Annotated in this window: 24 protein-coding genes and 1 pseudogene; 13 read left to right on the top strand and 12 right to left on the bottom strand. The window is 68.8% G+C overall.

Features of this window, described 5'->3' with window-relative positions:
* Positions 1 to 77: 77 nt before the first annotated feature.
* From ACFU6I_RS14255 to ACFU6I_RS14230, 6 genes are all read right to left on the bottom strand, one after another.
* Positions 78 to 1,862: an MOSC domain-containing protein gene (locus tag ACFU6I_RS14255; RefSeq protein ID WP_384365365.1), complete on the bottom strand. Its 1,785-nt coding sequence runs from the start codon at positions 1,860 to 1,862 to the stop codon at positions 78 to 80.
* Between the two features lie 640 nt (positions 1,863 to 2,502).
* On the bottom strand, positions 2,503 to 3,672 hold the full coding sequence (locus tag ACFU6I_RS14250) for a S1 family peptidase (RefSeq protein WP_384365362.1): 1,170 nt from the start codon (positions 3,670 to 3,672) through the stop codon (positions 2,503 to 2,505).
* Positions 3,673 to 3,788: 116 nt separating this feature from the next.
* Complete coding sequence (locus ACFU6I_RS14245; protein WP_384365359.1) at positions 3,789 to 4,274, bottom strand: hypothetical protein; 486 nt, start codon at positions 4,272 to 4,274, stop codon at positions 3,789 to 3,791.
* Positions 4,275 to 4,284: 10 nt separating this feature from the next.
* Positions 4,285 to 4,656 (bottom strand): hypothetical protein, encoded by a 372-nt coding sequence (locus tag ACFU6I_RS14240; RefSeq protein WP_384365356.1) that lies wholly within the window; start codon positions 4,654 to 4,656, stop codon positions 4,285 to 4,287.
* Positions 4,657 to 5,142: 486 nt separating this feature from the next.
* Positions 5,143 to 5,409: a hypothetical protein gene (locus ACFU6I_RS14235; RefSeq protein ID WP_384365353.1), complete on the bottom strand. Its 267-nt coding sequence runs from the start codon at positions 5,407 to 5,409 to the stop codon at positions 5,143 to 5,145.
* A gap of 101 nt (positions 5,410 to 5,510) precedes the next feature.
* Positions 5,511 to 5,915, bottom strand: a complete 405-nt coding sequence (locus tag ACFU6I_RS14230; protein WP_384365350.1) for a MarR family winged helix-turn-helix transcriptional regulator — start codon at positions 5,913 to 5,915, stop codon at positions 5,511 to 5,513.
* Between the two features lie 63 nt (positions 5,916 to 5,978).
* On the opposite strand from ACFU6I_RS14230, the gene ACFU6I_RS14225 reads away from it, so the two are divergent.
* The gene (locus ACFU6I_RS14225) at positions 5,979 to 6,386 is read left to right on the top strand and encodes a glyoxalase/bleomycin resistance/extradiol dioxygenase family protein (protein ID WP_384365347.1); all 408 of its coding nucleotides are present in this window, start codon (positions 5,979 to 5,981) and stop codon (positions 6,384 to 6,386) included.
* 64 nt (positions 6,387 to 6,450) lie between these two features.
* On the opposite strand, the gene adhP is transcribed toward ACFU6I_RS14225, so the two are convergent.
* Complete coding sequence (gene adhP / locus ACFU6I_RS14220; RefSeq protein ID WP_384365344.1) at positions 6,451 to 7,464, bottom strand: alcohol dehydrogenase AdhP; 1,014 nt, start codon at positions 7,462 to 7,464, stop codon at positions 6,451 to 6,453.
* Positions 7,465 to 7,645: 181 nt separating this feature from the next.
* Entirely contained in the window at positions 7,646 to 8,197 is a 552-nt protein-coding gene (locus tag ACFU6I_RS14215; protein ID WP_384365342.1) for a glycoside hydrolase family 25 protein, read from the bottom strand.
* 154 nt (positions 8,198 to 8,351) lie between these two features.
* Here ACFU6I_RS14215 and ACFU6I_RS14210 point away from each other — a divergent pair, with 154 nt between their 5' ends.
* Positions 8,352 to 9,047, top strand: a complete 696-nt coding sequence (locus ACFU6I_RS14210) for an NADPH-dependent F420 reductase (RefSeq protein ID WP_384365527.1) — start codon at positions 8,352 to 8,354, stop codon at positions 9,045 to 9,047.
* A 111-nt stretch (positions 9,048 to 9,158) separates the two neighbouring features.
* Positions 9,159 to 9,443 (top strand): hypothetical protein, encoded by a 285-nt coding sequence (locus ACFU6I_RS14205; RefSeq protein WP_384365339.1) that lies wholly within the window; start codon positions 9,159 to 9,161, stop codon positions 9,441 to 9,443.
* Here ACFU6I_RS14205 and ACFU6I_RS14200 read toward each other — a convergent pair whose 3' ends face one another.
* Positions 9,444 to 10,808, bottom strand: coding sequence for a radical SAM protein (locus ACFU6I_RS14200; RefSeq protein ID WP_384365336.1), 1,365 nt, complete (start codon positions 10,806 to 10,808; stop codon positions 9,444 to 9,446).
* Positions 10,809 to 11,035: 227 nt separating this feature from the next.
* Between ACFU6I_RS14200 and ACFU6I_RS14195 the strand changes: the two are divergent.
* The 4 genes and pseudogenes from ACFU6I_RS14195 to ACFU6I_RS14180 form a co-directional block, all read left to right on the top strand.
* Positions 11,036 to 11,593, top strand: a pseudogene (locus tag ACFU6I_RS14195) (FAD-linked oxidase C-terminal domain-containing protein); the annotation flags it as partial.
* Between the two features lie 99 nt (positions 11,594 to 11,692).
* Entirely contained in the window at positions 11,693 to 12,154 is a 462-nt protein-coding gene (locus ACFU6I_RS14190; protein WP_384365333.1) for a hypothetical protein, read from the top strand.
* Positions 12,155 to 12,347: 193 nt separating this feature from the next.
* Entirely contained in the window at positions 12,348 to 13,628 is a 1,281-nt protein-coding gene (locus tag ACFU6I_RS14185) for a ricin-type beta-trefoil lectin domain protein (RefSeq protein ID WP_384365330.1), read from the top strand.
* The gene (locus ACFU6I_RS14180; protein WP_384365327.1) at positions 13,625 to 15,013 is read left to right on the top strand and encodes a ricin-type beta-trefoil lectin domain protein; all 1,389 of its coding nucleotides are present in this window, start codon (positions 13,625 to 13,627) and stop codon (positions 15,011 to 15,013) included. The genes ACFU6I_RS14185 and ACFU6I_RS14180 overlap by 4 nt, the downstream gene beginning before the upstream one ends.
* Before the next feature lie 419 nt (positions 15,014 to 15,432).
* Here ACFU6I_RS14180 and ACFU6I_RS14175 read toward each other — a convergent pair whose 3' ends face one another.
* Positions 15,433 to 16,293 carry an ATP-grasp domain-containing protein gene (locus tag ACFU6I_RS14175; protein WP_384365324.1) on the bottom strand — a complete coding sequence of 287 codons (861 nt, stop codon included), beginning with the start codon at positions 16,291 to 16,293 and terminating at the stop codon, positions 15,433 to 15,435.
* 132 nt (positions 16,294 to 16,425) lie between these two features.
* On the opposite strand from ACFU6I_RS14175, the gene ACFU6I_RS14170 reads away from it, so the two are divergent.
* The 4 genes from ACFU6I_RS14170 to ACFU6I_RS14155 all read left to right on the top strand — a co-directional run bounded on the left by ACFU6I_RS14170 (position 16,426) and on the right by ACFU6I_RS14155 (position 20,149).
* A complete protein-coding gene (locus ACFU6I_RS14170) occupies positions 16,426 to 16,911 on the top strand; it encodes a MarR family winged helix-turn-helix transcriptional regulator (protein ID WP_384365321.1) in 486 nt (161 codons plus the stop codon).
* Between the two features lie 91 nt (positions 16,912 to 17,002).
* Positions 17,003 to 18,511: an MFS transporter gene (locus ACFU6I_RS14165; RefSeq protein WP_384365318.1), complete on the top strand. Its 1,509-nt coding sequence runs from the start codon at positions 17,003 to 17,005 to the stop codon at positions 18,509 to 18,511.
* Positions 18,512 to 18,893: 382 nt separating this feature from the next.
* Positions 18,894 to 19,121: a hypothetical protein gene (locus ACFU6I_RS14160; protein WP_384365315.1), complete on the top strand. Its 228-nt coding sequence runs from the start codon at positions 18,894 to 18,896 to the stop codon at positions 19,119 to 19,121.
* A gap of 623 nt (positions 19,122 to 19,744) precedes the next feature.
* Positions 19,745 to 20,149 carry a hypothetical protein gene (locus ACFU6I_RS14155; RefSeq protein WP_384365312.1) on the top strand — a complete coding sequence of 135 codons (405 nt, stop codon included), beginning with the start codon at positions 19,745 to 19,747 and terminating at the stop codon, positions 20,147 to 20,149.
* A 198-nt stretch (positions 20,150 to 20,347) separates the two neighbouring features.
* Here ACFU6I_RS14155 and ACFU6I_RS14150 read toward each other — a convergent pair whose 3' ends face one another.
* Positions 20,348 to 21,421, bottom strand: a complete 1,074-nt coding sequence (locus ACFU6I_RS14150) for an enoyl-CoA hydratase/isomerase family protein (protein ID WP_384365309.1) — start codon at positions 21,419 to 21,421, stop codon at positions 20,348 to 20,350.
* Positions 21,422 to 21,679: 258 nt separating this feature from the next.
* Between ACFU6I_RS14150 and ACFU6I_RS14145 the strand changes: the two genes are divergently transcribed.
* On the top strand, positions 21,680 to 23,872 hold the full coding sequence (locus tag ACFU6I_RS14145) for a SpoIIE family protein phosphatase (RefSeq protein WP_384365306.1): 2,193 nt from the start codon (positions 21,680 to 21,682) through the stop codon (positions 23,870 to 23,872).
* 105 nt (positions 23,873 to 23,977) lie between these two features.
* Here ACFU6I_RS14145 and ACFU6I_RS14140 read toward each other — a convergent pair whose 3' ends face one another.
* Positions 23,978 to 24,604, bottom strand: a complete 627-nt coding sequence (locus ACFU6I_RS14140) for an LAETG motif-containing sortase-dependent surface protein (protein WP_384365303.1) — start codon at positions 24,602 to 24,604, stop codon at positions 23,978 to 23,980.
* 377 nt (positions 24,605 to 24,981) lie between these two features.
* Between ACFU6I_RS14140 and ACFU6I_RS14135 the strand changes: the two genes are divergently transcribed.
* On the top strand, positions 24,982 to 25,470 hold the full coding sequence (locus tag ACFU6I_RS14135; protein WP_384365300.1) for a GNAT family N-acetyltransferase: 489 nt from the start codon (positions 24,982 to 24,984) through the stop codon (positions 25,468 to 25,470).
* The last annotated feature ends 494 nt before the right edge of the window (positions 25,471 to 25,964 follow it).

Below are 25,964 nucleotides of genomic sequence, written 5' to 3'. Positions count from 1 at the left end.
CCGCACGGCCAGGAGAAGGACGACCACGCCTGCCGCGTTCTTGAACGATGAAGCAACCGCGGCGGCAGCAAAGGAGGTCACAGATCGAGGATGAGATCCGCGGGTGGTTGTGAACAGCAGATGAGCGCATTGCCCTCGGCCGGCAGGTCGAGGGGGTCGGGAGAGTAGTCGACGCCGCCGGAAACGACTGCCGTCTCGCAGGTGTGACAGACGCCGGTGCGGCACGACCACCGCACCGGGACGTCGCATGCCTCGGCGAGTTCCAGGAGGGTGCCGTAGCCGGGGTCCCAGGGGACGGTCAGGCTGCTGCGGGCGAAAGTGACGGTTGGGCCAGTGCCCGGTCCGGGCGGGTGGGCGGGCAGATGGGGAGCCGGCGCATCGCTCGGAACCACTCCGGGTGTCATCGCGGTCACGGATCCGAAGGTCTCGGTGTGGATCCGCCCAGGGGCCAGGCCGCAGTCCACCAGTGCTTGTGTCATGTCGTCCATGAACGCCACCGGACCGCAGATATAGGCGTTGGCGTCCCCCGGGATTCCCAGGTCCTCGAGAAGCTGGGCGGTGAGGCGGCCGGTGGCGGTGTAGTCGTCGCCGAGACGGTCGTCGTCGCGCGGGCGGCTGTAGGAGACATGCCATCGGCCGGACGGCAGGCGTGACAGCAGGGTGCGCGCCTCGTCGGCGAAAGGATGCTCTGCGCCGTCCCGAGCTCCGTGCACCCACCACACCGCGCGGGGATCACGGTTGTCGGCCAGCTCATGGAGCATGGCGAGCACCGGGGTGGCACCGACACCGGCGGAGAGCAGCACGATGGCTGCCTCATCCTTGTCGAGGGTGAACGTGCCTCGCGGGGCAGCCACATCGAGGACGTCGCCGACCGTGACGTGTCGATGCAGGTAGCTGCTGCCCACACCATGGGGTTCCTGCTTGACGCTGATCCGGTACTGAGCGTCCCCCGGGCGCCCGGACAGGGAGTAGCTTCGAACAACCGGCGCGCCCTGCGGGTCGGGACGCATCCTCACTGTGACGAACTGGCCGGGCAGCGCCGGTGGAAGCCGACTGCCGTCGGTGGCGGCGAGAGTGAGGGAAAAGATGCTCCTGCTCTCGGGGGCGATGTGCGTGACCGCAAGGGGACGGAAGCCCGGCCAGGCCGGCGGCGGGCTGCTCGCGGCGGCCGTCAGGCCCGAATTGCCTCCCGTACTGCCTGTTGTCCAGCCTTTCGAGTCGTAGTCGTCCAGGAGCGACTGCATGGACGTCTTCCAGCCGGGGCTGAGCGCGGGAATGCGGAGCGCCCGCTCCACCTGGGAGCGCGAACGCCCGGGTCTGTAGAGCACGGCGTCGATCTCCGCGACGGTCATCGCCTCCGGCCCCGTGGAGACTTTGACGATCTCGTCCCCGGCCTGGACGACCCCCTCAGCCAGCACCTTCAGGTAGAAGCCGGGGCGTCCATGAGCGACCAGCAGGGCGGGCATCTGCGGCTCGTCCATGCGAAGACCCACGCGGTAGCAGGTCACGCGGGGCTGTGTGACTTCGAACAACGCATCTCCGATGCGGTACAGGTCGCCGATGCACACCTCGTCGTCGGGCAGGCCGTCCACGGTGAAGTTCTCACCGAACTGACCATGAGTGAAATCGTTGCGATGCAGGTGCTCCTGCCAGTGCCGATAGGAGTCCACCTGGTACACCAGCACTGCTCGGTACGGCCCGCCGTGACCGGCGAGGTCGCCCTGGCCGTCTCCGTCGATGTTCAGTTTCCTGACCATCCGCGGGCCCGTCACCGGCTGCTTCCAGACACCCGTATGCGTCACTCGGCCCTTCCAGGGAACATCCCGGGGCATCCCGACATTCACCGCGACGAGCGTGGCCATCGGTGCATCTCCCTGGTCGAGCGGACCGCCCCCACCGCTGCCACGCTAATACGCCGGCTGTCGATGGCACGTGCAGGACACGGGACGCAGTGCCCTGCACGGAGCTCCCTTCGATACAGGTCCGTGCTGCCCATGCTCGGGCCAAGGAAGGGGGGTGGTCCTGCAGGGGAGGCTGTGCAGCGGTCGCCCGGGTCCGGATTCGCCAAGACCTCCAGGACCGGCGTCTCAAAACCATCCCGTCGTGGGCACTGCTTCCCCGCAGGATCACGCAATCGACGCCGCCAACCCTTGCTTCTCGGCAGAACGAGCCGGCTCGCACACCGTGAAGACCCACTAACCGGACGGGTGTCCCTGACCCAACCGGGCGCTGTCACCGCCATCGTCCTGCAGGCAGGGTCGGCGAAGCGTCCCTCCTCGCCAGGACCTCTCCTCGCCCAGTGGATCCGGGCGGTCGGCGTAGAACACATTCAGCGTCTCGGGGGTCGGAAGAGCCTCGTTCCACCGGCATTTCGCCGGCAGGCGACCTGCCGAGCGGGCAGATTCCGGCTGCCGGTGGCCCAGGACGCCATGAAGGGCCTGCCGCGTCGGACGGCGCTTCGATGCACCGGGCACGACAGGCCCTCAGGGTGGTCCCGGACGATCAGGCCGTGTGCAGCGTCAGCCCGTACCTGTTCAGGATCTCGTTGATCGGCTGGTGCCAGGTTTCACCGCCGCTGCTGCAGTTGCCCCAGCCGCCGGACGTGACGCCCTGCGCCTGGTCCCCGCTGATGAACGAGCCGCCCGAGTCGCCCGGCTCCGCGCACACGCTCGTCTTGGTCATCTGATAGACGGCGCCCTGGCTGTAGTTGACGGTCTCGTTCGTGGCCAGCACACTCCCGCAGTGCCAGTGGGATGTGGAACCGGAGCGGCAGATCGAGGCACCGATGGGGGCCACCGCCGAACCCCGGACCAGTTGGTCGGAGACCGTACCCCAGCCGAGCACCACCGGGACGGTCCACCAGCCGTTGCCCACGCTCACCCAGGCGTAGTCGTCGCCCGGGAAGGAGGATCCCTGGAAGTTGCCGATGTACGAACCGTCCCAGCCGCTCACCCCGGCCCCCGACCGACCGCAGTGGCCCGCGGTGACGAAGCCTCCGTACACGGAGAAGCCGATGGAACACCGCACGTTGCCCGTGTAATACGGATCGCCGCCGACTGTTCCCGCGGAGAAGGTCTTCGGCGCCTGGGCCGTCCGCCGCACGAGGACGGGTCCGGCCTCACGAGCCCTCTCGACGAACTCACGGACATCGTTGTCAGCCTCCGCAGAGGCAACGACGTTCACGATGACCCGGCCGGCCTGCGGATCGACGTGCCAGCTCGCGACGCCGTCGGGCGCGGAGAGTCTGTCGAGCCGCGCCTTGACCGCGTCGAGCTGCCGGGCGCTGTGGGCCACCAGCCGTACGGCCGCACCTGTCGACCGCACGACGTCGGCCTTCTTGTCGCTGGTGACAGCCACGGTGAGCCTGTTCGTGGCCGGATCGAACCAGGAGCCGCCGTACGACGATCCCGCGGCCCGTCGCGCCTTTCCCTGCAGGGCCGTTGCCGCCCCCTCCGCGGCCAGACGCGCCTTGGCCTGGCTCTCGGTCAGACCGAGGTCCTTCTGCATCGCGAGGAGCAGGCCGGTCGATGCCTGTGCCCGGGAGACGGACGCAGGGGCGGAAGAGGAGGAGGGAGCATCCGCGGCGGAGGCCGGAGCCAGGCCGGCGGTTGCCCAAGCACCGAGAAGGAGCAGGGCGGACAGACCGGTGCGTAACACAGTCGTATGTCTCAAGGGAGTGGGCCCTTCTGTTGTTCCGATGTGTGGGGGAGGAACAGCAGCCGTCCGAGAGGCCTCATCTGAGAGCGCTCTCAGCGTGTGCCGCAACGGACTGTAGCCCAGAGTCTCGGTCAGGTCCATGCCAATAAATGAGCCCGTGCCCGCCGGCTACGGCGCCCGGATCGCAGCATCAGGGGTCTCCCCCGGGTCCTCGGCACGCCCTCGGCACGCTGCCCGGGTTGTCGCTCCGCCGGCAAACACGGAATCTCGATGGTGCAGCCGTTGTCGTGGCGGCCGGTCACCACAATGCGGGGTGTCCGGCCAGGGTTGTCCTGCGATGTCGTCGTGCTCTGCCGCCAGCCCGCCGATGAGAGCAGGGCGGCCGCGCGGGACGCGATGTCGGCGGCGCTGACATGCGCGGGGCGCTTTCCGGTGGAGAACTCGGCCGCGTACCGGTAGCGCGGTGGTTCATGCCAGTCGACGACCCGAGGCTCGTTGAGGAACAGCAGGCTCAGATCGCTGCCGGGGGTCAAGTCGTCGATCATCATCGTCATTTGAGACCGCAGGGCTCGGCCCAGGCGGTCCATTTCTTCCTGCGCGCCGGGTATGGGACCCATGGTTCCCCCTTCAGGAGGTCAAAGCATGTTGCCGATCGTCACGCAGGCTGCGGCCCGTGCCCAGTTGCTGCGGCATCTCACCGAAACGCTCCGGACGCTGCCCGCCGAACTGTCCCTCGCGCTGTGGCATCCGGACCTCCCCAGGGCGAGGATGCACGACGGCGTCACCTTGTTCGGCAGTCCTTTCGACGATGACGACGCTGATGGCGACGAGTGCGGTGACGTCGGTCGGTCCGCCGTTTTCGAAATCAGGTACTGGGTGGTCGGGACCACGCCCGATACCTCCGGCGCGTATCTCGACATCGTGATGCGCGTCTGGAGCGACCGGGGTTGGACGACGCGGACCTTCAATGATTCGCCGCCGCTTGACGGGGTCGCGCACAGCCCCGACGGATACGGGTTCACCGTCTGGCAGAGCATCAACGGATACTCAGCATGTCCGGGACGACTCCGACCTTCATGGTCGACCCGAACCCCGGAGACCCCATCGTTACTTCGGCAACAGGGTGGTCACGAGAGACCAACATCGGTGCGTTCCTCTCGGCATTCGGCCTGATGGGGCTTCCAGCAGCCCCGTGGCTGGCCAGCTCGGCGCTTGGGCGCACGATCGTAGACGCGCACGGCATCCAGGCGCGGAGGCTGCTTGGTCGTTCCGCCTCTGCCTGGCATGAGACTTCGTACGGCCGGGGTCTTGACGGACACTGCCGTCACCTCTCGCGACCCTCGGCCTGCCGATGGGCTGGTCCCGCCGACGACAGTGCCTCCAGCCGCGGACTCGAGGTGGCCTACGTCCGTACGATCCTCGACTCCCCTGGCCGGGAGTGAGCGGGCGCAGCCGATCCGCACCGGGCGGCGCCGCGGTGGCCGTTCAGCCCGCCTGGCCGATCGCACTCCGGAGCATGGCCACGGTCGTGGCGGCCGCCCGACGTTCCGTGTCGTCCTCTGTCGTACGCACACGCTCCTCCAGAAGCACAATGGCTGCCTGGAGAACCCCGATGCGCACCGGAACGCTCCGCATTCCTGCCAGTACCGCGGCCGCCTGCTCCGCCGGAGTCACGCTCGCAGCCTGCGGGATGAGGGTGGTGATGCCGCGCCCGAGCGCACGGTCGCGGGGCGGTTGAGCTGCTGTGGTCACCGTAGAAGTCTGCCGCACCGGATCCCCGGATTCGGTCAGCGACTTGGCCGTTGTCCGTCGGCTTCATGGTTGATGTGTGCATGCACGCGTCTCAACATGTCTTACAGCTGCTTGCGTTCGTCCTCGGTCAGCCGCGCCAGAAGGTCTTCCTGCACGTTCCGGGTGTCCGACTGGATCTCTGCGAGCACGGAACGGCCAGCCGGTGTCGGTGTGACGGTGACGCGGCGCCGATCGCCGGCGTCGCGGGCGCGGTCCACCAGGCTTGCGACCGCGAGATCGTCCACGACCTTCGCCATGTCACTGCGGTCGATCGCAAGTCTGGACGCCAACTCCCTTTGTGCATGCGGGCCGAAGGCGACGAACGCGGCAAGGACAGCCGTGTGCCGCAGCCGCAGGCCACGCCCGGCCAGCTGCTCCGCGACCCGGTTCCTCGCCGCCTTGCCCGTCCTGGACGCGGGTAGGGCGTGAGTTCCAGAAGGCTGGGCGGTGCCTCGTTCATCACTCATATCGTGGGGTGGAGCCGAATAATGGGTCCGCACCTGTAATTTGCACGCTGGGAGGGCCTGCCGATGGACGCGCTGCACCCCCGCCTGCTGGTCAGCAGGTTCACCGAATGCTTCCTCTTCTACGACGCAGTACTGCCCGGGCTGATCGGGGCGGTCCGGGCGAGTGGCAGCGCGTCCGGGCCGTATGCCCACTGGGAGGTCGACGGCCAGGGTGTGCTGGTGCTCTTCGACCGCGGGGCCATGGCTGCGGTTGCCAGGACGGCAGGTCTGCCCGCCAACGCACCGCCGGCGCAGGACAGCTCGATGTTCGTCTGTCGGGTCACCGATGTCGACATCGGACTGGCGCTGTGCCTGGAACACGGCGCATCGCTGGTCGCCCGTTCCTGCGACCGGCCGGAGTGGGGACCGAACCTCCGCACCGCCCATGTGCGCGATCCCGAAGGGCATCTGATCGAGCTTCAGTCGTACTGATCAGGTGTCGCTGATCGACGTCGGGGCGCAGCCGGATCACCGGGTGGCCTCCCACGGCTTCCCGTCAGCGCAGATCGAAGACCAGGCGCCCCGCCACCTTGCCGTTCAGCACCTCGTCGATCGAGGAGTTGATGTCAACCAGACGGCGGACCTCCCGGACGACGTGGGTGCGGCCCAGCAGGTGCAGCCGGAAGACCTCGGCAAGGTCCTCGCGGGTTCCGACGATCGAGCCGACGACCTTCGTACCGTTCAGCACCGTATCGAATACGGGCAGTTCCCACGTGCCTTGCGCCGGGAGCGCCACGAGGACGAGCGTGCCGCCGCGGCGCAGCGCGCCGTAGGCGGCACCGAACGATTCGTTGCTCACCGCGAGGGAGATGGCCGCGTCCGCGCCCCCGAGCCGCTGCGCCTCCTCGGCAACGTTCTGGACCCGGGCGTCGATGACATGGTCGGCGCCCAGTTCCCGGGCGAGGGCCAGCTTCTCGTCGGTGACGTCGACGGCGATGGTCTCCGCCCCGAAGATCCGCGCGTACTGCAGGGCGAGGTGACCGAGACCGCCGATGCCGGAGACGAGGGCGCGGGTGCCCGGGCGTACGCCGGACAGCTTGACCGCCTTGTACGTGGTGACGCCCGCGCAGGTCAGGGGCGCCGCATCAAGCGGGTCGATCCCTTCGGGAACGGGCACCGCATAGCTGCCGTGCGCCAGCGCGTACTCGGTGTGGCTCCCGTCGACGGAATAGCCGCTGTTCTGCTGCTGCAGGCAGAGTGTCTCCCAGCCCGAGACACAATGGTCGCAATGTCCGCACGCCTCGCCGAGCCACGGGATGGCCACCCGGTCCCCCACCCTCAGGCGGGTGACGCGGTCACCGGCGGCCTGGACGATGCCGATGCCCTCGTGTCCGGGCACGAACGGCGGACTCGGCTTGACCGGCCAGTCGCCCTGCGCGGCATGAATGTCGGTGTGGCACAGCCCGGACGTCTCCATCCGCACCAGAACCTGGTGCCCGGCCGGCGTCGGTACCGGCCGTTCCTCGATGACGAGGGGTTCGGCGAAGCTGCGGACAACAGCGGCTTTCATGGACACTCCTCCGCTTCGGAAGGGCGCGGCGGGCCGACGTCACCGCGCCGGATCCGGATACGGACCATGCATCCCATGCAGTGACAAAAGCCTCGAAACAGAGTATTTCGAATCTCCGGTATGCGCTTGTCCGAGGATCGCAGCCCGTCATGGGCGCGACCTGCCATTCAGCAAGCAGCGGTCATCGTCGCGCCCAGGTGCGCATGGCGGTGCGTGAGGCGAACGCGGCCACGTCCTTGTCGTGCGGGTGGTCGGCGTACTGGTGGATGCGCCAGGTCGCCTTGATGCGGGGATGACCGGCGGTCACGTAGTCGGCGATCCACAGACCGTCGCCGGTGTACGACGTGGTGTCGTAGTTCAGCCAGAAGTGCCGGTTGCAGTAGAGCAGAACCCGGTGGTGCGGCCTCAGACGCTTGACCTCGCGGATGAAGCGGTCCTTCTCGGCATTGCTCGCCCACGTTCCGTCACCGGTCACTTCCCAGTCCACGGCAAGCAGATCGCCCGCCTTCTCCGGGGCCTTGCTCACGAAGTACTCTGCCTGCGCGGTGAGGTTTCCCGGCCACAGGAAGTGATAGAAGCCGACCACGCATTCTGCGTCCCTGGCTCGCTTGACCTGTGCGGACAGGCGCGGATTGACGTACGAACGGCCCTCGGTGGCCTTGATGAAGACGAAGTCCAGTCCATCCGTGTCGAAGGACGACTGATACGAGCTGACATCGACGCCATGCAGCATGGGCACCGCCTTCAAGTGGGCTCTGTGGTTCCGTTTCTCCTTCTGTACGTGCCCGCAGCCGCCGGTTCCCATCCACCCCTCCCCAGGGGGAACGTACTTCCGGCCACCCGGAATAGGTCTCTGAATCGACGAGTTGGTGAAGCGACAAGACCGCATTGCACTTCGCAGGCACCATCGGAAGGTCGGATCCATGAAGATCGGCATCATCGGAGCAGGCAACATCGGCGGCAACCTGACCCGGCGTCTCACCGCGCTCGGCCACGAAGTGTCCGTCGCCAATTCCCGTGGCCCGCAGACGCTCACGGCGCTCGCCGAGGAGACCGGAGCCACCCCGGTCACCGTGGCGGACGCGGCACGAGGCGCGCGCGTCGTCGTCGTCACCGTCCCGGTCAAGGCCGTTCCCGGCCTGCCCGCCGGGTTCCTCGACGGGGCGTCGGAGGGTGTGGTCGTCATCGACACCGGCAACTACTACCCGCAGCAGCGCGACGGTCGTATCGCCGCCATCGAGGACGGCCTGCCGGAGAGCAGGTGGACCGAGGAGCAGATCGGCCACCCGGTGATCAAGGCGTTCAACGGGACGTATGCGCAGGACATCCTCTCCAAGCCGCTCCCGAAGGGCAGCCCCGGCCGTCAGGCCCTGCCGGTCGCCGGAGACGACCCGGCCGCCAAGCAGACCGTGCGCGACCTCATCGACGAGCTGGGCTTCGACACGGTGGACGCAGGCGGTCTGGACGAGTCGTGGCGCCAGCAGCCGGGCACGCCCGTCTACGGCAACCAGGGCGATGCCGAGACCATCGCGAAGGCGCTGGCCGAGGCTTCCCCGGAGCGTACGGCGGAGTGGCGCGCCTGACGGATCGGCGTGCCACTGCCTCCATCGGCGACGGGGGCGGGTGGCGGTCGGACTTCCGCCCGGACCCGCCCCCTCGTCGGTCCCGGGGCCGACGCTCAGTTGTCGGAGCCCGTGCTGCGACTGCCCTTCTCCCGGACCGCTGTCTCGAGGCGAGCCCGGCGCGGGCGAGCTGACCACCCGGGCCAGGGCGGAGTTCGCGCGACGTCACCCGGGCGTACGGGTGGCGCCGAAGCGGACGACTGGGGCCAGGAGGCCGCTGCGCTGCGCGACGGGCTTACCGATGTCGCCTTTGTCTGGCTGCCCAAACCTGACCGCGCGGACAACGCCCTGGTGCGGGGCTTCGCCGAGGTCGTGCGAGAACTCGCGGCCGACGCACGGGCGTTGTCCGACGAGTGACTACCGTGCATCGTCCGGTGCGGCCGGGAGGCTGTCCATGAACGAGCTGACGGAGAACACGGCGCGACCGGGTCCGGGCGGACCGTATCCGGGCGGCGAGCTGAGCCCGTACTCCTCCATCGTCGAGCGGTACGCGTCCAGCAGCCGGATGTGGTACTCCAGTGGCGCACCGTCCGGGTTGGTCTTTCCCAGCGGCGTGGTGGGCTCCGGGCACCAGGTGGTGAAGCGCGGGGTGATGCCGTGCGACATGAAGAACCGCAGGCCCTCGGTGGTCGAGTCGATGGCCTCGTCGACGGTCGTGAAACCGAACGGCTCGGCCATCTCCACACCCGCCACGAAGTTGGGAATGACGTTGCGGGCGCCGAAGACCTCGGCGGAGTCCAGGATCCGGCGGTGCCACTCGTCGCGGCCCACGTAGCGCTCCTTGCCGGGGCAGTACAGCTCGAACAGCCGGCGGTCCCACACTTCGTAGTTGGGGTGGTAGATCCGGACGCCGTAGTCGTGGAATCGCTGGACATCGGCTTTCGGCAGTGCCTGCGCGACGACCTTGCCGATCCAGCGGCCGGGAAAGGCGTCCTCGATCGCCTTGACATACTGCCCGTAGAAGTCGGCTTCATCGCGCCCGCCGATGTGCGAGGTGATGGCGCCGCCGGTCAGGGTGTAGGCGGTGGAGGTCTTCGCGGTGTCGTAGCGGTCGATGATGGCGAGTGCTTCCCGCACCTCCTCGACCGGCTTGACCCCGGTGTAGGGGCGTCCCGCCGCCTTGTGCTGGCGCCAGTTGTGGTTGATGTCGCAGTACTGGCATTCCTCCTTGGCACCGAAGTACTGGCAGACGCGGAAGACCGTCAGATAGACGAGGTAGCCCCACTGGATGGTGGGCGCGACCTCCATCACCGACTTGCCGTTGGCGAGCGTGTGCCGGTAGTAGTCCGGCATCGGCGGCAGGCCCACGTCCGAGATCCGCCTGCCGTCCAGGTACAGCCCCAGGACGCCGTCCTCGTCGGCCGCGACACGGTAGGGCGATGCCGGGTTCACCCGTACCGAAACAACCGTGCGGCGCAGCTCGTACGGGCCTCCGGTGAGCACGATCTCCTCCGGCGGGCGTCGCAGTGCGGCCGCTCCCAACTCGGGCAGGGTGCCGTGGTCGAAGGAGAAGATGAAGTACGACTTCGGCTTGACGTCGCCGTCCTCGTTGTCACTGAGCGCGGACTCGTCGAACGCCACGCCGCCACGGAGCAGGTCCTCCTTGATGACGGCCTCCCGCGGCACGTGCGGGAACCGTTCCATGAGCCGCTCGATCAGGTGGGTGCGGCTCGTGGCGGTGCGGCTGGGGTCGCTGCGGCCGGTGTCGGTACGGCTGGACATGTACAGGGCTCCTCGGTCCGGTCGTCGAATGTTCTTCCGGGTACGCCACACTGTGCAACGAACCACGGACGTAATCCGTTCGCGACTCCCGTCCCGACCCTGCGTCGGAACCTCCGGTGTACGGATTGCGTGGAGGGTCAAGGCCATCGAGACCCGGCGCCCCCGATGCGGAGGCCGCCGGCTCTCCCGTGCAGGCCGGATGCCGTCCGCGCGATGATGGCCATTGCATCGACACCCCGGGTGCCGAGGGCGATGCCGAGGCCGAGCTCGTACGGGACTGCTTCGAGCGGGCGGGTGCCACGTGGGCCGCGGTCTCCACGGACCGGCAGGAGGCGGATGCGCTGTTCCAGGCGCGGCGGCTGGCGTATCCGGCGCTGGAGTGGCTCGGTCCGGTGCTCACCGAGGACGTCTGCGTGCCGCGTGCCGCGGTGCCGCAGATGCTGGCCCGGATCGAGCGGACGGGGATCCGGCACGACATTCTGGTGGCCAATATCGCGCATGCCGGTGACGGCAATCTGCATCCGCTGATCATCACGCCGCCCGGGGACGAAGCGGCGCGGGCGCGCGCCCAGTCCGCCTTCGAGGACATCCTCGACGACGCGATCGCCCTGGGCGGCACCGTCACGGGCGAGCACGGGGTGGGACTGCTGAAGATGCGTGGCATGAGCAAGGAGCTGGGGCCCGCGGTGCTCGGCATGCATCATGCGGTGAAGGCGGCGTTGGATCCGCACGGGATCCTGAATCCCGGAAAGGTTCTCGGCGCCGGGCCGGGCGTTTCGGCGTAGCTCCTGGGTGTCGTCGCCGGTCGGACGGGTGGTCCGGGGCTCCTTGTCAGTGGGGCGACGCACACTGGCAGGACTGCGGGACGGGTGAAGGGGACACGGATGGGCAGCGAGGACGACACCGGCTTCGAACCGGCCACCGGGGACGGCCCTTTGGCCCCCGGGCCGGCTGAGAAGCGTGCCGCGTCGGTGCGGACGGCGTGGGAGGGGCTGCTGCAGATCCGGCGACTGACCAACACCGGGCGCGCGGCCCCGGAGACCGTACCGGCTCAGTGGGAGTTGCATCGGACGGTGCGGGCGGTCGCGCTGGCGCTGGAGGCGGCCGGTGTGCCCGCATCGGCCGTTGATGCGTCCGGACAGCGGGTCGCTACCGGGTACCGCGTGCAGGAAGGCGGGACGCCCGGCACCGTACGGGTGGAGTGGCTCGGTCCGCCCGGCAGCGGGGCTGTGCACGAGGAGGATGCGGAACTGACCCGGTGCGCGGCCGCGCTGGGGCAGTCGGGCTGGACGGCGCTGCTGTACCGGGGGCCGCGACGCCGACGGTTCCTGGAGGTCGAGCCCTGAAAGGTCACACGTTCAAGACCTGAACGCGCGGGTTACAGAATCCCGTAACACAAGGTCTGTACCAACTCCTTGACGGCCTCTCATGCCATCACTTAAATCAAGAAGTGAATTAAGAAGCGGTGTCGAGCCTTCTCCCGGGCGTCGGTCCATCGTGCAACCTGTCATGTACATGCCCCCCATGAAGAGTGATGTGATGACTGTGCGAACCCCCAGACGGCGCCGGATGGCGCTGTACGTCGTGGCCCTGCTCTGCTGCTCAGGTGCGGTGACCACTGCCCCCGCCGGCGCCGCGCCCGCACCCGCACCACGCGTCGTCGTCGCCGCCGCGGCCGCCGCAACAACGTTCTCCGACGACTTCAACGGTCCGGCCGGATCGGCGGTCGACGGAAGCAAGTGGCAGACCGAGACCGGCGACAACGTCAACAACCACGAGCGCCAGTACTACACGGCGGGCAACAGCAACGCCGCCCTCGACGGTCAGGGCAATCTCGTCATCACCGCCCGCAAGGACAATCCGGGCAACTACCAGTGCTGGTACGGCCGGTGCGAGTACACCTCGGCCCGGCTGAACACGGCCGGCAAGTTCACCTCGACATACGGACACATCGAGACGAGGATGAAGATCCCGCGTGGTCAGGGCATGTGGCCCGCGTTCTGGATGCTCGGCGACGACATCGGCAGCGTGGGCTGGCCCAACAGCGGCGAGATCGACATCATGGAGAACGTCGGCTTCGAACCCGGCACGGTCCACGGCACCATCCACGGCCCCGGGTACTCCGGCTCCGGCGGCATCGGGGCCGGCTACGCCCTGCCCGGCGGCCAGGCATTCGCCGACGCCTTCCACACCTTCGCGGTGGACTGGGCACCCGACTCGATCACCTGGTCCGTGGACGGCAATGTCTACCAGCGACGCACGCCTGCCGATCTCGGCGGGAAAAGCTGGGTGTTCAACAAGCCGTTCTTCATCATCATGAACCTCGCGGTCGGCGGCTACTGGCCCGGCGACCCCGACGGCAGCACCACCTTCCCGCGACAGCTCGTCGTCGACTACGTGCGCGTCACCACCAGTGACAGCGGATCCGGCGGCACGAGCGGCACCATCACGGGGCTGGGTGGCAAGTGCGTGGACGTCGCAGGAGCCTCCGCCGCCAACGGGACAGCGGTCCAGCTCTACGACTGCAACGGAACCGCCGCCCAGAAGTGGACCGTCGGCTCGGACGGGACGATCCGCGCCCTCGGCAAGTGCCTCGACGTCAAGGACAACAGCACCGCCAACGGCGCCCAGCTCCAACTCTGGGACTGCAACGGTGGAGGCAATCAGCGCTGGGGGGTGTCCGGTGCACGGGACATCGTGAACGTCCAGGCCGACAAGTGCATGGACGCCACCGGCAACTCATCCGCCAACGGCACCCGGCTCCAAATCTGGACCTGCGCCGGAACCGCCAACCAGAAGTGGACGGTGAACGCCGCATGAGCCGCTCACGCCGCCGCCTCGGCCTGCTCACCCTGCCGGCAGCGTTCCTCCTCGCCGCCGCAGCCTCGCTCGTCACCCTGCCCGCCGCCAGTGCCGCGACCACCGGCACCGGATCGATCACCGGGCTGGGTGGCAAGTGCGTGGACGTGGCAGGAGCCTCCGCCGCCAACGGGACAGCGGTCCAGCTCTACGACTGCAACGGAACCGCCGCCCAGAAGTGGACCGTCGGCTCGGACGGGACGATCCGCGCCCTCGGCAAGTGCCTCGACGTCAAGGACAACAGCACCGCCAACGGCGCCCAGCTCCAACTCTGGGACTGCACCGGTGGAGGCAATCAGCGCTGGTCCGTATCCGCGGCCCGCGACATCGTGAACACCCAGGCCGACAAGTGCATGGACGCCACCGGCAACTCATCCGCCAACGGCACCCGGCTCCAGATCTGGACCTGCGCCGGAACCACCAACCAGAAGTGGACCGCCCCCTCGGAGGGCGGCAATCCCGGCCCCGGCGGCACGATGGCCGTCGCGCCGTATCTGTACAACGGGTGGGGCAGCCCGCCGAGCCCGACCACCGTCATGAACGCAACCGGGGTCAAGTGGTTCACCCTGGCGTTCGTGCTCAGCAACGGCTACTGCAACCCCCAGTGGGACGGCGGGCGGCCGCTGACCGGCGGCGTCGACCAGCAGACCATCAACACCGTGCGGGGCGCGGGTGGGGACGTCATCCCGTCCTTCGGTGGTTGGAGCGGCAACAAGCTGGAGAGTTCCTGCTCCAGCGCGAGTGAGCTCGCCGCCGCGTATCAGAAGGTCATCAACGCGTACGGTCTCAAAGCCATCGACATCGACATCGACATCGAAGCGGAGGCATACAGCAGCGCCACTGTCCAGCAGCGGACGGTCGACGCGCTGAAGACCATCAAGGCCAACAACCCGGGCATCAAGGTGTACGTCACCTTCGGCACCGGCCAGAACGGGCCCGACACCTCCCTGATCAACCGCGCCGCCGCCGCGGGGCTGACCGTCGACAGCTGGACGATCATGCCCTTCGACTTCGGCGGCGCCGGACAGAACATGGGGACCCTCACCACACGGGCCGCCGAGGGCCTGAAGAACGCGGTGAAGAGCGCGTACGGATACAGCGACGACCAGACCTACCGGTCGATCGGCATCTCGTCGATGAACGGCATCACCGACGACAACGAGACGGTGACCGTCGACGACTTCCGCACCGTCCTCGCGTACGCCCAGCAGCATCACCTGGCGCGGCTCACCTTCTGGTCGGTCAACCGTGACCGACCGTGCGCAGGCGGCGGAGCGGATACCTGCTCCGGCGTCAGTCAGCAGGCGTGGGACTACACGCGGGTGTTCGCCCAGTACACCGGATGACCTGACGCGCCCGGCCGGCTGCTCGTCGGCAACGCCGTGAAGGCGGCGCGGGACCGCTCGTCGACCTGGTGGTGCACACCGGACCGGCGGGCGGTTCCGCGCCCCGGTGATTTCGTCGCCGCCGGGCCACGACGCACCCACGCTCGCCGCATGTCCCCCACCAGGACCTCGTACGTCTGCCTGCCCTGCCCACCCTCGTACAAGCACCCCCTTCCGGGCGGCCACGACCGGATCTGCCCGTGCTGCGCACCGCCGCTGATCCACGTCGGCTCGGCGTTCGCCGAGCCGCGGCGTCCGGACACGGAGGCCTGGCGGACCTTTTCCGTCCTACTGAACGCGGACCTCCGCTTTCACGGAGGCTGCTGCGGCGGCCCCTGCCACCGTCCACGCACCATGAGCGAGGTGTACGTACGGTTGGCCTACGCACACACCACCGGGGAGCCGTTCGCCCGCGCGCCGGTCCGCCCGGAGCTGCCCCGACCTGCCGGGACCTCCGGCAGGGACCGGGCGAAGCGCAGGTCCGGCGGGGCCGCTTCGGCGGCCGGTCCGGCCGCACGGAGCACCACGTCGAGCACCCGTTCCGGATCGCAGGCGTAACCTCCGCTCGCCCAGGCCGGGTTCGCCTCCACCGCTGCCCAACCACCGCCGTCGAGCAGCCCGACGTCCACCACCGCGGCCGAAGGCAGCGAGCCCGCGGCCTCCGTGAGCAGCTCGGCGGCGAACGCACGGACCTCGGTGTCGAACCGGTCCTCCACCAGGGGCGCCGGATCGAGCGTGGCGCCCACGGAGTAGCGGCTGCCGGTGTGTACGGCACCGTCCAGCACGAAGAGGCGGTACTCACGGGCGAAGCAGACGATGTCGCTCACGAGCACCGGCAGGTCGTCGTCGAACGCGTCAGGGCCGGGCAGCCTGGAGCCGTCGGGATAGATGCGGGCCGGAAAGAACTTGTCGGTCGGCGGCTTGACGAAGGCCGGTCGGCGCAGTTCCCGCGCCTCCTCCAGGGTGACCGCCTCGACCCGGCGGCCGGTCAGTCCCGTCGGCAGCCGGGCCAGCCAGTCCGCCGGAGGCTCCAGCGGGACGATGTCCAGCTCACCAGCCACCCTGTCGGCAAGCAGCGGCCCGCCGTACAGGTGCGCCCGCTCGGCGCCCTGCGCCTCGGCCGGCAGCGCCCAGCCGTCCGCGGTCAGTACGCGCAGTCCCCGGCCGGCAGCGGTCTCGGCAAGGCGGCGTCCGGTCCCGCTGGTGCGCGGCGCAAGGAGTACGACACGGTCGATGGTCATGGCGTCCCATGGTGCCCTCGCCGACGGTTGTCGGGTACCGGTTTTCCTCGGCTCGCCGTCGCCCGGGCGATGCCGCATAGGCCGGCTTCCGGATAATCCGCCACGGACCGAATCGCGGTTACCCTGGCAGACATGACCGCCATGTCACCCACCCGCACCGAACCGGACCTCTCCTTCCTGCTGGACCACACCAGTCACGTCCTGCGGACCCAGATGTCGGCGGCACTCGCCGAGATCGGACTCACGGCGCGCATGCACTGCGTCCTGGTCCACGCGCTGGAGGAGGAGCGGACCCAGATCCAGCTCGCCGAGATCGGCGACATGGACAAGACCACGATGGTCGTGACGGTCGACGCCCTGGAGCAGGCCGGTCTCGCCGAGCGCCGCCCCTCCAGCAAGGACCGTCGCGCCCGGATCATCGCTGTGACCGAGAAGGGCGCCAAGGTCGCCGAGCAGAGCCAGCAGATCGTCGACGGTGTGCACGAGCGGGCGCTCACCGCCCTCCCCCAGGACGAACGCGACATGCTGCTGCGCGCACTGGAACACCTGGTCGACAGGCACCTGGCCACTCCGTCCGAGAGTCCGCAGACGGTCCGGCGGGCACGCCAGCGAGGGTGACGGGTCACAGAGGTAGACCCGAAAGAAATCATCTACAACAAAACCATCTGCTAACGTCTCTCCTGTCACCTCATTCGACAGGAGAGACCGCATGTCCGCTCCTTCTGCTCCTTCCGCTTCTTCCGCACCTGTTGATGGTCCGGCACCCTCCGCGGTCCCCCATCCCTCAGCCCGCTCGCGTCGGCTGGCACTCGGGGTGATCGCCACGGGGATGCTGATGATCGTCCTCGACGGATCCATCGTGACCGTGGCCATGCCGACCATCCAGAACGACCTGGGGTTCACGCCTGCCGGATTGAGCTGGGTCGTCAACGCCTACCTGATCGCATTCGGCAGCCTGCTGCTTCTCGCAGGCAGGCTCGGCGATCTGCTCGGCCGCAAGCGCATGTTCCTCGTCGGCACCGCGGTGTTCACCGCCGCCTCTCTGCTCGCCGGCGTGGCCACCACGCCCGCGATGCTGATCGCCTCCCGGTTCCTGCAGGGCGTCGGCAGCGCGATGACGTCCGCCGTCGGCCTGGGCATCCTCGTGACGCTCTTCACAGAGGCCCGCGAACGCGCCCGTGCGATAGCCGTGTTCAGCTTCACCGGTGCGGCAGGGGCGTCGATCGGCCAGGTGCTCGGCGGCGTCCTCACCGATGCGCTCAGCTGGCACTGGATCTTCTTCATCAATCTGCCGATCGGCCTCGCGACGCTCGTCATCGCCATGCCCGTCCTGCCCGCCGACCGCGGTCTCGGCCTCCGGGCCGGCGCGGACGTCACCGGCGCGCTCCTGGTCACCGCAGGGCTGATGGTCGGCATCTACACCGTCGTCCAGGTCGAGGAGTACGGCTGGACCTCGGCGCACACGCTGGGGCTGGGCGCCCTCGCCGCCGTCCTGCTCGGCGCATTCGTCGCTCGCCAGGCCACTGCCGGAACCCCTCTCATGCCCCTGCGCATCCTGCGGTCGCGTACGGTCGCGGGGGCCAATCTGGTCCAACTGCTCATGGTCGCGGCGCTGTTCTCGTTCCAGATCCTGGTCGCTTTGTACCTGCAGAAGGTCCTCGGTTACGGATCCGCTCGGACGGGACTCGCCATGCTTCCGGCAGCCGTGGCGATCGGCGCGGTGTCCCTGGGGGTCTCGGCCCGCCTCAATGCGCGCTTCGGTGAACGCCGGGTCCTGCTGACCGGGCTCGTCATGCTGATCGGGGTCCTCGGACTGCTCGCCCGCGTGCCCGTACACGCGCACTACCTCACCGATCTGCTCCCGGTGATGCTGCTCGGGGCCGGTTTCGGCCTCGCCCTCCCCGCGCTGACCACGCTCGGCATGTCCGATGCGAAGGCCGACGACGCCGGGCTCGCGTCCGGGCTGTTCAACACCACCCAGCAGATCGGCATGGCGGTGGGCGTCGCCCTGCTGTCCACACTGGCGGCCTCCCGCACCGAGGCACTGCTCACGAACGGAGCGAGCCGGGCCACGTCGCTGACGGGCGGCTACCACCTGGCCTTCACCGTGGGCGCGGGCTTCCTCGTCGCCGCGTTCGTCGTCGCCTGCACGGTGCTGCGCCCGGTGCGGCCGAACTCCCACCCCGCGTCGTCACGGAGCAGCGCTCGAAACCTCTGAACGTCCCACCGTCATTCCCGCCCATCGCCTCACGGTGCGCCGGCCGCGGAACACACCGCAGGCCGCCCTGCAGGCCCAGCGGCCGGACAGCTCCACGTTCGCCGTCGCCGAGGGCGATGCGGGGATCTCGGAGGTGACGGTGGTACTCGGGCGCGCGCCGGTCGCGGACTCGTCATGACACCCGGGTTCGAGGATTCCGTTGAGGGGACTGCATTCCTCGAACAGATCGGGGCGGACCGGCACGCGGTGATCCGAACCCGGACCCGCGTGTCGCGTCTCTGCGGAACGGCCCCGGACATCCCCGTCACGGATTCCTGAACAGCGTTGTCAGACCCATGAGACATGCTTGATGGTCCGACACCTCTGACCAGGAGATGCTGAGATGCGCAATGACGAACTCGCCGCGGCCCAGGCGTACGTCCGGCTGCTGGAGGCCACACGGGCCGCCCTCGCGGACCCGGACGAGGCGCCGTTGTACCTGCCCCTGCTCGCCTCGCCCATAGCGGAGGCCGACGGCGCGCTGCAACGTGCAGGGCTCTGCGGCAATGAGGCCCGATTCTTCGACCTCGTGGGGACCCTGCAGCCGACCATGTCCACCAGCGGTCGCTGAGCAGCACGGAGCATTGCAGACCGTGCAGCGTCGGGGCCCGGGCCGCGGTGCCCGTGGCGGCGGCCGGTTCGTTCCCCAGGGGAGGGAACGGGCGGCCGCCTCGGTCGGTGCCCGCGGGCAGGTTGGGGCAGCGCGGCGGATTGCCGGTGACACGGTGGTGGTGCCGCCCCTACGGTGGCTGCCATGACTGCAGCTCCACGGAGGTTCGCACTCGCCCGCCCGGTTCGGACCGTAAAGGTGTATTCACGCCCGACGACGGGCGCCTGGGTGGCGACGTTCGAAGGGGTGGAGCCGGACTTCGAGCCGCTGCCGGAGGGATCGGTCCCGTTCTGCGAGCTCGCCCGCGCAGCAGAGCCGGAACCGGCGACGGAGCACGAAGAGGCTCTCGTCCGGGGCGTGATACGGGAGCCTGCCGCCGAGAAGGTCCTGCCCCGGAGACCCGTACGACGCGTATGCCCGGGTCGTGGTGCGCGCCCTCTCGTGGCACTGAACGGATACGGGCGCCCTCACGATGCGGGCGGCGCTGCGCCGCGTGGCCCAGGACCGTGAGCGCCTGCTGATCGAGAAAAGGGTCAGACTGTTCTTCTGACCGCAGACACGACGACAAGGACGGCGGTCCGCCGATGGTTCGAAGCAGCAGGAGCGCCCGGCGTCTCGTGGTGAACGACGAGACGTTCCTCTGGTCGGTCGGCCATGACCACGATGTCGAGGAGGGCACATATCGCAACTGCCGCGAGATCCTCACGATCCGGCGCCACCGCGCACGCGGGCGGCTTCTGATCGTGTTCCAGGAGGGCACCGGTCGACTGGTCCCCGACGGCTTTCTCCCTTCGGGAGCCGTCGGCACCGCACAGGGCGGCTGGTTGAACCTGCACAAGCCCGGAACCGTCAGGGCCCTGCTCGACGAGGCGGTGTCCGGCGGGTGGCACCCGGACACCCCCTCGACCGAGCAGCTCGACGGCTGGGATCTCTTCGATGCGGTGGCCACTCGCCGGGGCGCGGGGCCGCCCGAGCTCCCTCTCTCGTGATGAATTGTGATGAAACGTTTTATACCGTCTCAAGGACCACCGGCTGCTGGACGACTCCGCTTGCGGGTTCCGTAGGGCGGGTGGGGCCCACGAGTTCCGGAGCGAAGGGAGCCGGCAGCGCCCCGGGGCGCTGCCGGCTCGCGCGCTCGTGTCGGGGCGCCGCCGCGTCCGGGAATCGCGCCTGGCTCGCCGCGTGCCTCAGCCGGCGGCCGACGCCTCGCGGGCGAGTCCGAGTTCGAGGCCGCCCAAGGGTGCGAAGAACGCTGCCACGTCATCAGCCGTGACCTGGTCCAGCCGGGCCGGGCTCCAGCGCGGGTTGCGGTCCTTGTCGATGATCTGGGCGCGTACACCTTCCACCAGATCGGGCCGGGTGAAGGCGGCGCAGGAGACGCGGAACTCCTGGTCGAGGACCTCCTCCAAGCTGTTGAGGAGCCGGGCGCTGCGCACCGAGGCAAGGGTCGCCTTGAGTGCGGTGGGCGACTTGGCCAGAATCGTCTGGGCGGTCTCCTTCGCGGCGGGTTCGCCGCAGTTCTGGAGCCGGTCGACGATCTCCTCGACCGAGTCGGCCGCATAGCAGGCGTCGATCCAGTCGCGATGCGCGGCCAGTTCGGCGAGTGGCGCCTCGGTGACGTACTGCTGCGCCACCTCCGTGACGCCGGCGGCCGTGGTGGCCCCGGCCAGCTCCCGGGTCAGTTCCGCGAGGTGCCGCGACGGCACGAAATGGTCCGCGAGCCCGCACAGCAGGGCGTCGGCCGCTCCGACGGCGTCCCCGGTGAGCGCCAGGTGGGTGCCGAGTTCTCCGGGCGCGGAGGCGAGGAGACGAGTCCCGCCCACATCGGGTACGAAGCCGATCCCGGTCTCCGGCATGGCGACGCGGGAGCGTTCCGTGACGACACGGACACTTCCGTGGGCCGAGATGCCCACCCCGCCGCCCATCACGATGCCGTCCATGAGCGCAATGTACGGCTTGGGGAAGCGGGCGATACGGGCATTGAGCCGGTACTCGTCGCGCCAGAAGTCCAACGATGCGGAGCCGCCCGCGCGGGCGTCCTCGTATACCGCGCGGATGTCACCGCCTGCGCAGAGGCCGCGCTCCCCCGCCCCGCTGATCAGCACCGCGGTGACCGAGTCGTCCTGTTCGGCCGCGGTGAGGGCTTCGTCGACGCGGAGCACCATGGTGTGGGTCAGCGCGTTCAGGGCGCGTGGGCGGTTGAGTGTGATGTGCCGGGTGCGGCCCTCGGTGTGCAGCAGGACGGGGTCTTCGTTGTTCATCAGTGCGCTCCGGTCAGCCCCTGGGTTGTACCGTCCGCCGGTCACGGACGATCTTCCGGTGCTCATTCTGCGGTGGCGGTCCGCAGGCCGGGGCAGCAGGGGTGCCGAGGACCCGCTGGGACGTGTTCGGTGGGCCGATGGGAGCGCCGGATCCGCTGTGGCAGTACTGGGGAACGGGTTCGACAATAAGACACAGTACGAGAAGCACATACAGGCCGTACTGTCCGCCGATCCCGCCGGACGATCTCCGGAGCAGGAATGACCGACCACGACCGGGCCCCAGACTCCGACGATACGCCCCGCCTGCAGATCGACCGGCCGTACAGCGGCGAGACCGGGACGGAGGAGCGGCTCGCCCTGAATCGCACGGGCAGCTTCGAGTGGGACCTGGATACGCGGTCACTGGACATCGACGCGGCAGGTCTGCTCGTCTTCGGACTGGACCCGGAGGAGTTCACCCCTGACCCGGGAATTCTGGTTTCGCGGCTCGAACCGGCGGAACGGGACCGGCTGGAACTGGCGATCGACGAGGCCATCGCGGGTGGCCACAGTTCGTACAGCGTCCATTTCCAGGTTCCGCGTGCGAACGGCACCCACCAGTGGACACATGTCCAGGCACGGATTCTGCGCAGGGACGACGGGCGGGCGCACCGGGTCATCGGGGTCGTGCGCGATGCGACGGCGGAGGTCACCCATTCGGCCTTCGTGCTGGACCTGGAGAAACGCCGCCAACGACAGACGAGCATCGTTGAACGTACAACAAGTGCGATGTCGCGCGCGGTGAGCGTGAACGACGTGACTGCCACACTCACCGGTCCGAGCAGCCTGGCCATGCTCGGCGCGGACGGGGTCGCCCTGGGTCTGGTGGACAACGCCTCCCTCAATGTCATCGCGGCGAGCGGCATCGCGCCGGAGAGCATCATCAAGTTCGGGTCCGGGAACCTCGATCCGCGGTTCCCGCTGGCCGATACGGTCCTCAGTGGTCGGCCCCGGTTCGTGACCTCGATCGCCGGCCTCCTACGGCGGTATCCGGCCCTGGAGCCGTTCACGGACGAGCTGAAGTTCCGCGCCGCCGCCTATCTTCCACTGATCGCGCAGGCGCGATCACTGGGCGGTCTCGCGCTCTTCTACTGCGAGCGGACGGACTTCAACGCCGACGAACGCAATCTGTGTCTGGGACTCTCGGCGATCGTGGCCCAGTCACTGCAGCGGGCAACCCTCTTCGACGAGGAACGGGAGTTCGCCACCGGACTGCAGTCGGCGATGCTTCCCAGGCGGATCCAGGAGATCGAGGGCGGCGAGATCGCGGTGCGCTACCACGCAGCACGGAGCGGGCGCCAGGTCGGCGGCGACTGGTACGACGTGATCGCCCTGCCCAAGAACCGCTTCGGCATCGTCGTGGGCGACGTGGAAGGCCATGACACGCATGCGGCCGCCATCATGGGCCAGCTGCGCATCGCCCTGCGCGCGTACGCGGGCGAGGGGCACCCGCCGGCGACAGTGCTGGCCCGGGCCTCACGCTTTCTCGCCGAACTGGACACGGATCGCTTCGCCACCTGTACATACGCCCAGGTCGACCTCCCCTCGAGCACCGTGCGCGCGGTCCGCGCCGGGCACTTCGGACCACTGATCCGGCACATGGACGGCCGGGTCGGCACTCCGCAGATACGGGGCGGCCTGCCCCTGGGGCTCTCCACCGACTTCGAGAACGAGGAGTACCCGGAGACGCGTCTCGACCTGGTGCCCGGCGAAACCCTTGTCCTGTACACCGATGGGCTGGTGGAAAAACCGGGCGCCGATATCGAATCGGGTATCCGTGCGCTGATCCGCGAGGTGAGCACGGGGCCCGCGAGTGCGCAGGCACTGGCCGACCATTTGTCCGACCGACTCTGGGAGCGCTGGGGCGCGGGGGACGATGTGGCGCTGCTGGTACTCCGGCGCAGTCCGGACCCGGGTTCGCCGCGAGCGCCCCGCTTGCACCAGTACATCCACCAGGCGGATCCCGAAGGGCTCTCCGATGCCCGCTCCATCGTGCGTCAGGCTCTGCAGGACTGGAACATGCCCGATCTCGCCGACGATGCCGAACTGGTCACCGGTGAGCTGCTGGTGAATGTGCTTCTGCACACCGAGGGCGGGGCGGTGCTCACGCTGGAGGTCCTTCCGGAGCCTGTCCGCCGGGTGCGGCTTTCGGTACAGGACCGCTCCAGTGTCTGGCCGAGGCGCCGGACTCCCGGTGAGACCGCGACATCGGGACGCGGTCTGCTGCTCCTCGACGCCATCGCCGTCCGCTGGGGCATCGAGCCGCGCGGCGAGGGGAAGGCCGTGTGGTGCGAGATCGGACCTGCCACACCACCCTGCTCCGGCCCCCCGGTCGCTGCCACGGAGACCCATGGGTCCGCATCGCCTGCGAACACCCCGAATCCGTCCGAGCCGGCGGAGGAACGACGTTGAGGGTGCAGTGAGGGGCGTGCCGTCACGCACTGCGTGATGCTGCACGCCCCTCGTCCGACGGTCCCGCGCGGTCCTGCGCTCGAACCGGTGGACTACTGGGCTACGTCAGCCCTGCGCGGTGCGACGCTTGCGCACGGACCACATGATGCCGCCACCGGCCAGCAGCACGGCGACAGCCGCACCACCGATGACGGGCGTGGCGGACGACGAACCCGTCTCGGCCAGGTCGGGCGAGCCGGGGCTCGGCGAGGCCGCGGCGGGCGCGGTCTCGGGCGAGCTCTGGCTCGGCGTGGCGCTCGGCGCGGGCGCCTCCGTCGTGGGCTTCTCGGCCGGCTTCGACTCGGATGCCGTCGGCGTGGGCGTCGGGGTGTTGTCCTCACACACCGGTGCCTGCTTGGTGTCGTCCTTCGAGAACCGGTCGCCGTCGCCGGCCTTCACGACCAGGTGGACTGTCAGTTCCTTGTCGTGCTCAGGCAGTTCGAGCTTCTTGTGGAACTCCTTGCCGAAGGTCTCGGTGGGCAGGAGGTCCTTGCCGTCAACCGTGACGGTCACCGTGTTGGCGACGTCGCTGTTGTAGGCGGTCAGGTCAAGCGTCACTTCATTACAGGTCACGGCCCAGGTGGGGGTGTGAGCTGCGGCCGGACCGGCGGAAAGGACCGCGCCGGTCAGGCCGACAACCGCAGCGGCCGCGAATGTCCCCGCGGCACGCAACGGTCTCCTGGGTATGGTCATGGATTGTTCCTCCACATGTTTCATCGCCTGGATGGCGGTGGGGCGCACAGTACTGCGCCCCTCACAGGTTCGCGCAGCCGCCCCATGGACCGGGCAGGTTCACAACTGTCTCCGCATCGGCCCGGGTTGGCACATGACGGGCATTTCGTTCGACGTGCGGCATGTGGACAGTGGCATGACGTAAGCGTCCGCCATCGGACCGTATCGAAGGGCTCGCGGCCGCCTGAAGCGCGCCTCCCGCCGCATACGGACCATCCCTGCGCGCACCCCAGCGCCTGCACCCGAGCCCCGCCCGCTGGAGTCACCCGCGGAATCCGACGACGTTCCGGGCGGGAAAAGTGCTGGAGGTCGCGTTCCCGTTCCGGCATCCTGACCACATGTTGATCAGGGAAGCCAACCTGGAGGACTGGGCCGCCATCTGGCCCTTCTTCCACACCATCGTCGCCGCAGGTGAGACGTTCACCTATCCGACGGATCTCGGTCGGGACCAAGGCCGTGACTGGTGGATCCTGCCATCCCCCGACCGGACCGTCGTCGCGGTGGACGACTCGGGTACGGTCCTGGGCACGGCAAAGATGAACCGCAACCACATGGGCAACGGATCGCACATCGCGAGCGCCAGCTACATGGTCGCTCCGGCGCACTCAGGGCAGGGCGTGGGGCGCGCGCTATGCGAATACACGATCCAGTGGGCACGTGCGGCGGGCTACCGGGCGATGCAGTTCAACGCGGTTGTGGAGACCAACGTCCACGCGGTGAACCTGTACCGGGCACTCGGCTTCGAGGTACTGGGCACGCTGCCGGAGGGTTTCCGCCACCCGAAGAAGGGCTACGTCGGGCTGCACATCATGCACCGCGCTCTGTGAGAAGCGCCGGGGACCGGCCAGGTGTCCGCCGATTCCGGGGCGTTGCCGCCTTCGGCCGAGTTCCGATAGGAGTTCGGCATGTCCTGGGCCGGCTGTGCCCCTCCGACCCCCTGCTGGTCACAGGGGGCGATGATGCCGTCATGCCGGATGAACCGAAGCGCCACCTCAGCACGCTTCGCCGAGGTGAATCCGTGCAAGCAACCATCACCCGGACTCGACCAGTGGCCTCCTCGGTTCTCGACACAAGGACGCGTTCCGGGCCGAGGCTCGGCGTAGGCGCCGTGCGACTAGTACTCCAGCCGTACTTTTCCATTACTGCTGGTCAACGGCTTGGGTGTGGGGATTGTAGCGGGGTGGGTTTGGGTGCGGGGCGGTCTTGGCGGACCGTCCCGCGAACGTGTGGCCGCGCCGCATGTAGTGACAGTGTCGGGCGCGTGCTTGGTGGCGGCGTCTCCAGTGCGACCAGCTCACTGCGTGATCGCGCTGTGGAGGGC

Origin of the sequence: Streptomyces sp. NPDC057486, assembly GCF_042802415.1 — a bacterium.
Taxonomy (GTDB): domain Bacteria; phylum Actinomycetota; class Actinomycetes; order Streptomycetales; family Streptomycetaceae; genus Streptomyces; species Streptomyces yanii.
This window is presented reverse-complemented; position numbering and strand designations above follow the sequence as displayed.